9 protein-coding genes and 2 riboswitches are annotated in these 11,919 nt (G+C 71.1%); of the genes, 4 read left to right on the forward strand and 5 right to left on the reverse strand.

The genetic code is table 11. From position 1 onward, the window contains the following. The first annotated feature begins 175 nt into the window (after positions 1–175). From coxB to ACGFK0_RS10215, 4 genes are all read left to right on the forward strand, one after another. Complete coding sequence (gene coxB / locus ACGFK0_RS10200; RefSeq protein WP_392902530.1) at positions 176–949, forward strand: cytochrome c oxidase subunit II; 774 nt, start codon at positions 176–178, stop codon at positions 947–949. Next, the gene (gene ctaD, locus ACGFK0_RS10205; protein ID WP_392902532.1) at positions 946–2,613 is read left to right on the forward strand and encodes a cytochrome c oxidase subunit I; all 1,668 of its coding nucleotides are present in this window, start codon (positions 946–948) and stop codon (positions 2,611–2,613) included. The genes coxB and ctaD overlap by 4 nt, the downstream gene beginning before the upstream one ends. 3 nt (positions 2,614–2,616) lie before the next feature. Further along, positions 2,617–3,027, forward strand: a complete 411-nt coding sequence (locus ACGFK0_RS10210) for a cytochrome c oxidase subunit 4 (RefSeq protein WP_392902534.1) — start codon at positions 2,617–2,619, stop codon at positions 3,025–3,027. 133 nt (positions 3,028–3,160) lie between these two features. Next, complete coding sequence (locus ACGFK0_RS10215) at positions 3,161–4,447, forward strand: Ig-like domain-containing protein (RefSeq protein ID WP_392902536.1); 1,287 nt, start codon at positions 3,161–3,163, stop codon at positions 4,445–4,447. A gap of 30 nt (positions 4,448–4,477) precedes the next feature. On the opposite strand, the gene ACGFK0_RS10220 is transcribed toward ACGFK0_RS10215, so the two are convergent. The 5 genes from ACGFK0_RS10220 to ACGFK0_RS10240 form a co-directional block, all read right to left on the reverse strand. Further along, a complete protein-coding gene (locus ACGFK0_RS10220; protein ID WP_392902538.1) occupies positions 4,478–5,944 on the reverse strand; it encodes a M48 family metallopeptidase in 1,467 nt (488 codons plus the stop codon). Then, entirely contained in the window at positions 5,941–7,251 is a 1,311-nt protein-coding gene (locus ACGFK0_RS10225; RefSeq protein WP_392902540.1) for a hypothetical protein, read from the reverse strand. Before ACGFK0_RS10225 ends, ACGFK0_RS10220 begins: the two co-directional genes overlap by 4 nt. 39 nt (positions 7,252–7,290) lie before the next feature. Beyond that, positions 7,291–8,139, reverse strand: a complete 849-nt coding sequence (locus ACGFK0_RS10230; protein ID WP_392902542.1) for a CHAP domain-containing protein — start codon at positions 8,137–8,139, stop codon at positions 7,291–7,293. Positions 8,140–8,147: 8 nt separating this feature from the next. After that, positions 8,148–8,314, reverse strand: a riboswitch (cyclic di-AMP (ydaO/yuaA leader). 123 nt (positions 8,315–8,437) lie between these two features. Continuing rightward, a riboswitch (cyclic di-AMP (ydaO/yuaA leader) is annotated at positions 8,438–8,637 on the reverse strand. A 501-nt stretch (positions 8,638–9,138) separates the two neighbouring features. Then, positions 9,139–10,182, reverse strand: coding sequence for an NlpC/P60 family protein (locus tag ACGFK0_RS10235; RefSeq protein ID WP_392902544.1), 1,044 nt, complete (start codon positions 10,180–10,182; stop codon positions 9,139–9,141). A gap of 191 nt (positions 10,183–10,373) precedes the next feature. After that, the gene (locus ACGFK0_RS10240; RefSeq protein WP_392902887.1) at positions 10,374–11,675 is read right to left on the reverse strand and encodes an NYN domain-containing protein; all 1,302 of its coding nucleotides are present in this window, start codon (positions 11,673–11,675) and stop codon (positions 10,374–10,376) included. Between the last annotated feature and the right edge of the window lie 244 nt (positions 11,676–11,919).

Consider the following 11,919-nt stretch of genomic DNA (forward strand, 5'->3'; position numbering starts at 1 on the left):
AACACTAACCGGGCACCCGATCGGGGGGGTGGGCGACCCTAGCGCTAGTGTGTCCACCACACGTGTAACAACTGTTCTCTCCGCCCGGCCGACCGGGCTTCATCCGTGGGGAAGGCATTCCGTGAGTCCGACCCGCTCTAGGGAGCGGCGTACGCCTGTGCGCAGTCGCCGCGCATTGAAAAGCGCCGGTGCGCTAGGGCTGCTGGCGCTGTCCACCACCGCGTGCAGCGGCACCCGCCTGGGCATGCCCGAGCCGATCAGCATTCAGGGCGAACGCATGCTGCACCTGTGGCAGGGCTCCTGGATCGCGGCGTTCGCGGTCGGGGGCCTCGTCTGGGGCCTGATCATCTGGGCGGTGCTGTTCCATCGCAAGCGCTCCGACGACCTGCCGCCGCAGGTCCGCTACAACATGCCGATCGAGATCCTCTACACGGCGGTCCCGTTCGTCATCATCGCGGTCCTGTTCTACTTCACCGCCCGCGACGAGAACTTCGTCGAGAAGACCACCGACAATCCCTCGGTGGTGGTCGACGTGACCGGGTTCCAGTGGAGCTGGCAGTTCGACTACAAGGAGAAGGACGCCACGGGCAAGGAGAAGACGGTCGCCTCCGTCATCGGCCAGCCCGTGAACCCGAACGGTCCCGCCCCCGGCAAGCCGGTGATGACGATTCCCTCGGGCGAGACGGTTCGCGTGCGGCTGCACGCCAACGACGTCATCCACTCGTTCTGGGTCCCGGCGCTGATCTACAAGAAGGACGTCATGCCGGGCTACACCAACGAGTTCGAGTTCACGGCCACCAAGCTCGGTACCTACGAGGGCCGCTGCGCCGAGCTCTGCGGTGTCGACCACAGCCGGATGCTGTTCCAGCTGAAGGTCGTGACGCCCGAGCAGTACGACAAGTTCATCGCCGATTCGAAGGCCGCACTGGCCGCGGGAGGTGCCAAGTGACCACGACGAGTCACGCACCGAGCGCGCCGATCGCCGCGCCGCGGACGAGTAAGGGGCGCATCCTCGCCTCCTGGCTGTCGTCCACCGACCACAAGGTGATCGGCTACCTCTACCTGATCACGTCGTTCTTCATGTTCCTGTTCGGCGGCGTGCTCGCCCTGGTGATGCGCGCCGAGCTGTTCCAGCCCGGTCTGCAGGTCGTCAGCAACGAGCAGTTCAACCAGATGTTCACGATGCACGGCACGATCATGCTGCTGATGTTCGCGACGCCGCTGTTCGCCGGCTTCACGAACGTCATCATGCCGCTGCAGATCGGCGCGCCCGACGTGGCGTTCCCGCGGATGAACATGCTGGCGTACTGGCTGTTCCTGTTCGGCAGCCTGATCGCCCTGTCGGGCTTCCTGACCCCCAACGGCGCGGCCAGCTTCGGCTGGTTCGCCTACGCACCGCTGTCGGACGAGGTCCGTTCCCCCGGCGTCGGCGGCGACCTGTGGGTGATGGGCCTGGCGATGTCGGGCTTCGGCACCATCATGGGCGCGGTCAACTTCATCACCACGATCCTGTGCATGCGCGCGCCGGGCATGACGATGTTCCGGATGCCGATCTTCACCTGGAACGTCCTGCTGACCTCCATCCTGGTGCTGATCGCGTTCCCGCCCCTCGCCGCGGCGCTGCTGGCCCTGGAGGCCGACCGCAAGCTGGGCGCGCACATCTTCGACGCCTCCCACGGCGGCGCGTTGCTCTGGCAACACCTGTTCTGGTTCTTCGGGCATCCGGAGGTCTACATCATCGCCTTGCCCTTCTTCGGCATCGTGACGGAGATCCTCCCGGTGTTCAGCCGCAAACCGGTCTTCGGCTATATCGGCCTGGTCTTCGCGACCATCAGCATCACGGGCCTGTCCATCACCGTGTGGGCGCACCACATGTTCGTGACCGGCCAGGTGCTGCTGCCGTTCTTCTCCTTCATGTCGTTCCTCATCGCCGTGCCCACGGGGGTGAAGTTCTTCAACTGGGTGGGGACGATCTGGCGAGGACAACTGACGTTCGAGTCGCCGATGCTGTGGTCGCTGGGCTTCCTGGTGACGTTCCTGTTCGGCGGCCTCACCGGCGTCATCCTGGCGTCGCCGCCGATGGACTTCCACCTGTCGGACACCTACTTCGTGGTGGCGCACTTCCATTACGTCGTGTTCGGAACCGTGGTGTTCGCGATGTTCGCGGGCTTCTACTTCTGGTGGCCGAAGTGGACCGGCAAGATGCTGAACGACCGGCTCGGCCACATCCACTTCTGGATGCTGTTCATCGGCTTCCACGGCACGTTCCTCATCCAGCACTGGCTGGGTGCCGCGGGCATGCCGCGCCGGTACGCCGACTACGCCGCCGAGTTCCAGGGGCTGAACGAGATCTCCACGATCTTCTCGTTCCTGCTCGGCGCTTCCATGCTGCCGTTCTTCTACAACGTCTACATCACGTGGAAGAGGGGCAAGCGGGTCGAGGTCGACGACCCCTGGGGCTACGGTTCCTCGCTGGAGTGGGCGACGTCGTGCCCGCCCCCGCGGCACAACTTCAACTCCATTCCGAAGATCCGTTCCGAGCGGCCGGCGTTCGACCTGCACCACCCGCACGTGGGTGCCCAGGGCGAGCTGGCCGGGGCGAAGGGGGAGTAGCCGATGCGCGTCCAGGCGTTCATGTTCTACGGGTCGGCGCTCTTCTTCCTCGTCACCGACGTCGTGTACTGGCTCTGGTCCGGTGACTGGACGGGCACGACGGCGCTGGGACTGGCCGTCGGCCTCGCCGGGCTCATCGGGTTCTACATCCACTTCACGGTCCGGCGCCTCGAGCGCGCCAACGCCGGGCCGCTGTACGAGGACGACCCGGAGGGCGACATCGCCGACGCGGCCGGCGAGCTGGGCTTCTTCAGCCCGCACAGCTGGTGGCCGCTGTACGTCGGGCTGTCGGCCGCGGCGGTGGCGCTCGGCATCGTGTTCGGCTGGTGGCTGGTCATCCTCGGGGTGGCCGCCGCGATCATGTCGACGATCGGTCTCGTCTTCGAGTACTACCGGGGTCATTTCGCCCACTGATCAGTAAAAGAACCCCATCGGGGGCCGGTGTCCGCTTTTTTGCGGGTACCGGCCCTTTCACATACTGGGCGCCGCTCCAGCGACGGGGCTGGGCAGGCGGACCGATCGCCCAGTGGACGACCGGGGGGACCACATGCGGGTGGGTGGCTCAGGACCGGGAGACCGGGGACGGCGCACGGCCGCCGTGCTCGTCGGCGCGAGCATGGTGGCGGGGGCCGCGGCATGCTCGGGGGGCGAGGATCAGGACGGCACGAAAGCCGTGCGGCTGACGGTGTCGCCCGTGGGCGGCGGGAACGGGCTCGGGCCGGACAGCCCGATCGCCGTCCAGGCGCGCGGCGGCACCATCGAGAACGTGACGGTGTCGACGGGGGACAGTGAGGTCGAGGGAGACCTGAACGCCGAACGGACCCGGTGGCGCTCACGCTGGACGTTGACGCCGGGAGCGACCTACACGGTCGACGCGACGGCGCTCGGCGACGACGGCAGGACCCGGACCGTCAGGAGCCGCTTCACCACGGCCGAGGTGGAGAAGACGAACGACGTGACGATCGAGGCGCCGCGCGACGAGGAGACCGTCGGCGTCGGGATGCCCATCATCATGCAGTTCGAAAGCCCGGTGAAGGACAGGGCGGCGGTCGAGCGGGCGCTGGAGGTGCGCGCCGACAAGGCCGTCAAGGGCGCCTGGCGCTGGTTCGGCGACCAGGAGGTCGTGTTCCGGACGAAGGAGTACTGGCCCGCCCACACCGAGGTGACGTTCAAGGCCCACCTCAGCGGTGTGCGCACCGGCGGCGACGTGTACGGCGGGAAGAACTACAGCCTCGGCTTCAAGGTCGGTGACTCGCACGTCTCCACGGTGGGTGAGGACACCCACAAGATGGTCGTGAAGGCCAACGGCAAGAAGGTCCGCACCATCCCGACCAGCATGGGCAAGGGAGGGGTCCGCAAGTACACCACCACCAACGGCGTCCACCTGACGATGTCGAAGGAGGACCCCACCGTCATGACGTCCGAGTGGATGGGCATCAGCCCCGGAAGTCCGGGCGGCTACAGCCTGACCGTGTACAAGTCCGTGCGGATCTCCGACAGCGGCGAGTACGTCCACAGCGCGCCCTGGTCGGTCGGCAGCCAGGGCAGCGAGAACGTCAGCCACGGCTGCATCAACATCAGCCCGTCCAACGCGAAGTGGTTCTACGACTTCACTCAGCGCGGCGACCCGGTGGTGGTGACCGGATCGGACCGGGAACTCGAACCGGGGAACGGCTGGGGCTACTGGCAGCTCGGCTGGAAGGACTGGGTGAAGGGCAGTGCCCTGAAACGGCCGGTCACGACGGCGCCGCAGGAGGACGCCTCGACGGTGTCCGCGGAGCAGGGCGGCCGAGCCGGGACCGGGCAGGACGGGCGGCGGGCGGAAGGCGACTGACGGCCCCGCGCCGCCCCATCCGCCTCGCCCTCAGTCGGGCCGCGTCTCCAGCGGCGGCGGCTCTTGAACGTGGTTGACGCGCGCCCACTCGCGGGCCATGGCGATCCTGTCGGGGCCCGGCGGGTGGGTCAGCCACAGCAGGCGCTCAAGTGCGTCCGGGGTCAGGTCGGAGATGTTGCGCACCGACAACTCGTGCTGCATCGACACGAACGTGGACGGGTCGCGGGTGAGGTTCAGCGCGTGCACGTCCGCCCGCGTCTCGATCTGCCGGCTGACGAGGTTCTGGACGGGGGCGCCGAACTGCGTCCCGGCCGTGACGAGCGCGAGGACGAGCGCGAGGGACCGCGGGTCGCGGGCCCCGGCGCCGCGGCCTCCGGGGCGGTGCTCGGGTGTCGCCGCGGGATCGACTCCCGCCCGGCGCAGGAGGCGCGGAGAGGTCATCAGGAGGTGCAGCAGGCACATGGACCCGGCGACGCCGAGCGCCCCCACGAGCGTGCCCCACAGGACGTCGTTGCGCTTGGCGTGGCCGAGTTCGTGCCCGACGATCGACTCGACCCGCTCGGGCGGCGACTCCAGCAGCGTGTCGTACAGGACGATGCGGCGCGTGGAACCGAACCCGGACACGTAGGCGTTGAGCGCCGTCGTCCTGCGGGAGGCGTCGGCGACGAGGACGTCGTCGACGGGCACGCCGTCCCGTTCGGCCATCGCCAGCAGGTCGCTGCGCAGGCGTCCCTGCTCCAGCGAGTGGAACTTGTTGAAGACGGGCTCGACGGCGATCGGGTAGATGAACGAGACCAGGACGACGAGGAGGAACCCGCCGGCGGCGGCGCCCGTCCACCAGTAGCGCGGGAAGCGGCGCACGACCGCGTACAGGAGCAGCAGGGCGACCGTGTAGATGACCCAGGTGACGCCGAGGGACTTGAGCTGGTCCACGAGCCACGCGGGCCAGCTCTGCGTCGACAGCCCGTACCGGCGCAGCACCGACTCGCTCCAGACGTCGAACGGGAGCCCGGCGACGCGCAGCAGCGTCGTCAGGGCGGCCGCACCGAGGACGACTCTCAGGGTCCAGTGCCGCAGGCGCTCCGGGGAGTGCGGGGGGGCGTCCCCCTCCGACCGGCGGGGCCACCGCCGGCTGCGCGCGGTGACCCGGCCGAGGAACCGTGCGCCCAGCGGGGTGAGACCCAGCGCGAAGATCAGGGCCAGGCCGAGGAGGAGGCCGGCGTAGGCGGGAGGGTTGATGGCCGAGTCGAACGCCTGGGATCGGGCGATCTCGGCGGCGGAGAAGTCCAGCGCCGGATCGGGCTCCACCTGCCCGCCCGCAACCCGATCGGGCAGCGGGTTCCACGGTGTGCTCAGCGCGAGGACGGTGCCGAGGGCGGCGAACAGCGCGGCGGCGGCGACGGCGGCGGCGATCCGGGGCCGCCGCATGGGGCCGGGGTCCCCGTCCCGGCGGGCGCCGGGCCCGGCCCGGTCCGCGTCCGCCTCCGCCTCGCTCATCTGAGCTCCCTCTTCAGGTAGTCGCGCCACAGGGCGGTGAAGCGGTCCCGGGTGAGTCCCAGCACGTCGCTCAGCGCGGTGGCCTCCGGGACGCGCCCGGCGGCGCGGTAGAGCCGCACGAGCGTCGCCTCACCGTACCGGTCGGCGACCATCCGGCAGGCGAGCCAGGCCTCCTGGTAGGACTGGGAGAGGCGTGCGGAGCCGCCGGAGAACGCGTCCGCGGCCGGCAGCGCGGACGGGACGCGTCCCGCGGCGACCTCGCGGTGCAGTTCGCCGGCCGCCGTCCGGACGCCGACCTCAGTCCGGAGGTAGCCGACATAGTCCGCGAAGCCCTCGATCAGCCACAGCGGGGTTCTGCGGTCGCGGGCGCCGCCGGTGGCGACATGGGTCAGTTCGTGGGTCAGGACCACGTCGCGCCCGAGTTCGTTGAGACGGCGGAAGGTGCCGGGGGAGATGACGACGCGGTCCTCGCCGTGGCCGCCGCCGGCGGACGGCGTGACGGTGGCGAGGGCCGCGATGCCGCCGAGGTTCTGGTCCGGACCGGCGAGGGCGGAGGCGAGGCCCGCGTCGGCGGGCACGAGAGCGACGACCCGCCGCGCCCATCCCCTGCCGACGGCGCCGGTGACGACGGGGACGGCCGCGTCCAGGCGTTCCGCGATCTCTTCCAGGCCGGGGGCCCCGGCGGCTGCGGCGTCGCCGATGACGAGGCTCGCGCGGCCCTTGACCACCGTCAGGGGGCCGCCGTCCCAGATGGCGGCGTCGTCCTCGAAGCCGTGGGACGACCCGTCGCCGACGATCGTCCAGACGCCGGAGCCGGGGGCGAGCGCCAGGTAGCGGGTGCGGACGACGTCGCCCCGGTCGAACCCCCGCAACCTGGAGCGCACCTCCAATCGGACGACCGCGACCCCCTGCTCGTCGTCCATCGACTGGGTGCCGATGGCACGTTCCTCCCAGCCGTCCAGGGGGAGCTTGCGGAGGTTGGCGTACAAGCGGGACTGGGCGTCCTGGAACGCGGCGGGGGCGGAGGCCACCGTCGCGAGGAAGGCCGCCGGGTTTCCGTCCTTCACCGCCCGCGCGCGGTTGGCGAGGACGGCGGCGGCGTCCGCGGGGCTGAACGCTCCGGCGGCCTGCGCGGCGTTGGGGGGCGGCGTCGCCTGGGCGTCCGGCGCTCCGTCGTCGCCGGAACGTGTGCCGAGGAGCCCCGCGCCGGCGCCCAGCAGCACGGCGGCCCCGCCGGCGCCCAGGGCGAGTGCCCTGCGGCGCGTGACGGGGCCGCCGTTTCCGGCCTGCCCGGGACCGTCCTCCATGCGCGTGATCCTATGCAGCCGGCGGGGGAGGAGGGGACGTCAGGACCTGTACTCGGGGTAGCCGTAGCCGACGACGGTGCCGGTCGAGCGTTCCCTGACCCGGACGGCGTTGTCGGTGTTGCCCTCGACCGCCTCGATGGTGCCGTCGTCGATCTTCTTGGTCACCATGCCGACGTGGACGATGTCGCCGATGTCCTTGCCGCCGTTCCAGGCGTAGAAGACGATCGCGCCGGGCTTGGGCTCGGTGCCCCAGCGCCCCTGGTCCCGGAACCACTCGGCGTGGGCGATGGTCCAGGCGTCGCTGCCGAACTGGTCGCTGAGGCCGATCTGCTCGCCGATCCATGAGACGAACATGTCGCACCAGGCGGCGTCGTCGTACGCCTGGACGGAGCCGCCGTCGCGCGCGACGGTCTCCTTGGCGCGGGCGGATTCCACGTACCACGTGTTGAACTTGGTCTTGCCGCTGCCGTCCTCCGCGATGCCGACCTGCGCCCTGGCGAGCTCGATGGCCTCGCCGGCGGTGGGCCGCGAATCCTCTGACGGCTTCTTGGGGGCGCCGGACTGCGGTCGGCCCTTTCCGGTGGGCTCGCCCTCCTTGCCACCGTCCTTGGACTTACTCCGGTTCTCGTCCTTGGAGCCGGACCTGTCCTTGGACGAGGACTTGGAACCGGGTGTGGACTTGCCCGCGTCCCCGCCGGCGGCCGGGCCGGCCGCGGCGGCGTGGGTGGGAACGGAGGCGAACGGCAGGACCGACGCCTGCGCGGTGGCCGCGGCGGTGCCGAGAACGGCGGCGCCGACGATCACGCCGCCGGCCGTCCGCCAGGTGATGGCCAAGGTACTGGGCTTGCGGTGCTTGCCCGGAATCTTCTTGCGATGCGCGCCTGGCATGGGGGATCTCCTGACTTCCATGCCGCCTACCGGGTTAGCTGACGGGTTCGGGCGTGGAAGCCGCCCTACGGCCCGCTGGGCAGGCCGATTCACCCCGAAAGGACACAGTGGGTCCCCGGCTCCGCGCTCCCGTGCGTCTGGGCACGGTGAACCGCGGACTCGGCGGTGGCGGCCCGGGGGCGGGCACGCCGGTTCGGATGGGGGTTCCGCCGGGCGGGGGCGCCCGTGCGGAAGGAAGGGAAAGCCGGGCGTGGCCGCACTCGGGCGGCCACGCCCAGGTAACGCTGCGGGTTTCTCTCCTTCTTCTTCCAGACGCCTACCGGGTTAGCTGACGGGTTCGGGCGTGGAAGTGGCCCTACGGCGGGCTCCCACCGTTCGGCGGTGAGAGACGCACCGATTCACCCCGGGTGCCGGAATGCCCGTCCAGGGACGGTCCCTGGACTCCGGCGGATATGGGTCCCCGGTTCCGCTCGTCGGCGGATTCGGCGCTGCCGCTGCGATCCTGGGGGCGTGATGGGGCCCGTGCGCGGGACCTGTCTCCCGCGTGCGAAAGAGCGGCGCCTGATGTTGTGTGTGCGGACGGCGGCCCGTTTGCGGGGACCGTCCTGGGCCTGATCCGCGGGATCCGCCGTGGCAGCGCTCTCAGCGCCATGCACGCTGCGGGCGTGCGCACGGTGGGCCGGGCCGGCCGGGTCTGCTGGGAGACCGTCTGCGGTACCCGTCGGGTACCGGGGGGCGACGCGTGGATCGTGCCGCCGGGGGGAGCGGCACGTGGCTCGCGCCGCAGTCACGCGGCAGCTGGATGTGCCGCGCGGGGGCCGTTGCGCCTGGTGGGCGCCTCGGGGCCACGGCGTCTGGAGGGCGCCGTGAGTGGTGACAACGTACCAAAGCCCCAACAGATGGCAAACCCCCCCAAAATCAACAACGGACCAGGTCAAGCCTGGTCCGCTGTCACAAAGGGCTCCGTCACGCCCATCGCGGGCGCTCCGGTGCGGGGCGTCAGGGGCGCCCGGCGCCGTAGTAGTTGCTCAGGTAGTAGCCCGAGGTGATGCTCACGACCTCGACGTTCTTGCCGGTGCGCGGCGCGTGGATCATCTTGCCGCCGCCCACGTACATGCCCATGTGCCCGAGGCCGCTGAAGAACACCAGGTCGCCGGGCTGCAGGTTGCTCTTGGACACCCGCTTGGTGGCGGCGTACTGGGTGTTGGTGGTGCGGGTGATGTTCACGCCCGCCGCGGCCCACGCCTTCATCGTCAGGCCGGAGCAGTCGTAGGAGTTCGGGCCGGTGGCGCCGTAGGAGTACGGCTTGCCGAGCTGGGCGTAGGCGAAGTTGAGCGCCACGCGGGCCGAGCCGCTGGCCGGGCCGTTGTAGGTGCCGCCGACGCTGCCCGAGCCGCCGGACGAGGTCCCGCCGCCGAGCCGCCGCAGCAGGGCCTTCTGCTTGGCGACCTCCTTGTCGAGCTTCTTCTTCTGCTCCTTCAGCTCCGTGCTCTTGGCCTTCACATCGTCGTAGGAGGCCTTGGCCTGCGCCTCCTCGCGGCGGAGCCGCTGGGCGGTCGCGAGGAACTGGGTCAGCTGGGAGCTGCGCTCGTGCGACAGATGCGAGAAGACGGCCGCCTGGTCCAGGATCGCCTGCGGGTCGCCGGTGCCGACGAAGCCGGTGACGTTGGCCGTGTCACCGTTCTTGTACGCGGCGGCCGCCATCTGGGCGATCTTGGCGCGCTGCTCCTCGAAGGCGGCCTGCTCCCGCTTGCTCGACTTGCTCGCGACCTTGTACTTCTTCTTGGCGATCTTGAGCTTCTCGTTGAGCTGGTTGAACTTCTCGACCTTCTGGTCCATCTCCTCGGCCAGCTTGTCGAGCTTCTTCTGGACCTGCGCCCTGGTCGGCTCGGGCTCGGCGTGCGCCACGACCGGGGGAGACGCGAGGGAGACCGTCAGCGTCAGGCACGCGACGGCCGCCAGGCGACGGGAGGCGCCTCTGTTCGCCGCGCCCCCTCGCCGGTCGCGCTCGTGCGCTGCTTGCCCGATGAGATCATTGGCCACGGTCGGTTTCGCCCCTCTCGTCCACGACAGTCAGCGGATGACATTAGCGATACGCAACAACCGTCACAACCGGTTCATCACTCTTTAGCTGGCTTAACTCGGAATAAGCGCCATCCGTGCCGACGTGATCACACAGCGCGATAAAGGCGTCATGGCGGGCGTCCTGATCGCGGCCGCCGCGCGCCGCCCGGCTAGGAGCGGCCGAGGCGGCGCAGCAGCAGCGTGGACGGGCAGGGCCGGGCATCGGCGCGGCGCGCTGCGTCGGCCACCTCCCGGTCGGACGAGACCACCACCACCGCGCGGCCCTGCGGCTCCGCCCGGACCAGCTCGCCGATCAGCTCGTCGGCGGTCTGCCCGGGACGGCTGAACAGCACCCGGACGCCGCGCGGCGCCGCGATGGCCACCGGCGCGTCCAGCTCCGCGCCGTCGAACACGCACGTCACCTCCGCGCGGGTCTGCGCGGCCAGCCCGCCGAGCCCCGACAGCAGCCGGCTGCGCTGGTCGGCGAGCGGCAGTTCCCCGTACCCGGTCTTGGTGACGTTGTAGCCGTCCACGACGAGGTGCACCCGCGGCAGGGTCAGCAGCCGGTCGAGCAGCTGCGGGTCACTGTCGGACAGGGCCCGGCCGGGGAGCGCGCGGTGCGCCTGCCGATCGGGCTCCAGGCCGCCGACCGCGTCCGCGGGACGGCCGATGGTGGAGGGCAGCGCCAGCTCCCGGCGGACGCCCTGCGCCGCGTCCAGGAGCGTGTCGAGCAGCATCCGCAGCCGGACGTCGTCGACGTTGCGGCCCTCCCGCGCGGCCCGCTTGGCCGCCTCGGCGGCGGCCTCGGCCTGCACGGCACGGGCGCGCAGCCGGCGCAGCTCCTTCTCGGACGCGGCGGTCGACTCGCGCGCGGCCGCCTGCTCGCGGCCGGCCTCCGCCGCGACCGCGCCGGCCCGCTCCTCCGCGGCCCGGAACCTGGTGCGCGCCTCGTGCAGCTTGCGGCGCAGCTCCGCCACCTCGGCCTTGGTCTCGCGCAGTTCGGCGCGCAGCCGGTCCACCTCGGCGCCGCGGGCGCTGCGGGCGGCGGCGAGTTCCTCCTTGAGCGCGGCGACCCGGCGCTCGGCGGCCTCCTCCTCCGAGGCGGTCGCGGAGCGGTCCAGCTCCTCGCGCGCGGACTCGACGAGGTCCGTCCAGCCCTCGGGACGCAGCAGGTAGGCCAGCACCGCCACCCGCACAGGGTCGGCGGCCGGCGGCACGTTCCCGGCCTCCACGGCCTCCACCAGGTCGGCCTGCGCCTCGCGCAGCGGTTCGGCGACGCGCCGCCGGAAGGCGGAGTCCTTCTCCAGCACCGCCGCGATGTGCTGCCCGGCGAGCTTGGCGCGCTTGCGGCGCTCGAACCGCGCGAACCGGCGCAGCGGGGCGGGAACCTCGTCATGGGGCAGCGCCCCGATCAGCTCGGCGGCGACCTCGACGACGCTCTGCCGCACGGCTTCGGGGAGCGGCCTGCTCAGACGCACGTCCGGGCGGGCCGGAGGGTCCGTTCCCTCGGATGGACGCGGCCTCTCTGCGGATTCTTCGCAACCGGGGGTCGCTTCGGGGCCGCTGTCGATGATCCCGCTCCTTCCGGGCTTCGCCGCCGGTGGGCTGTGTCTTCCCGAGCCGCCCGCACTTAACCAGCACGAACGTGCAATCGGACGGATCGCGCCGGTCCCCCCGGAGCCGCCCCGTGGCCCCCGGCCCGGCGGGACGTGCCGG

Source organism: Spirillospora sp. NPDC048823 (assembly GCF_043198445.1).
Classification (GTDB): Bacteria; Actinomycetota; Actinomycetes; order Streptosporangiales; family Streptosporangiaceae; genus Spirillospora.

Excerpts from the sequence above, each read along its gene's own strand:
- ACGFK0_RS10210 (WP_392902534.1), top strand. The coding sequence starts at position 2,617 with ATGCGCGTCCAGGCGTTCATGTTCTACGGGTCGGCGCTCTTCTTCCTC.
- ACGFK0_RS10225 (WP_392902540.1), bottom strand. The coding sequence starts at position 7,251 with ATGGAGGACGGTCCCGGGCAGGCCGGAAACGGCGGCCCCGTCACGCGC.
- ACGFK0_RS10215 (WP_392902536.1), top strand. The coding sequence starts at position 3,161 with ATGCGGGTGGGTGGCTCAGGACCGGGAGACCGGGGACGGCGCACGGCC.
- ACGFK0_RS10220 (WP_392902538.1), bottom strand. The coding sequence starts at position 5,944 with ATGAGCGAGGCGGAGGCGGACGCGGACCGGGCCGGGCCCGGCGCCCGC.
- ACGFK0_RS10230 (WP_392902542.1), bottom strand. The coding sequence starts at position 8,139 with ATGCCAGGCGCGCATCGCAAGAAGATTCCGGGCAAGCACCGCAAGCCC.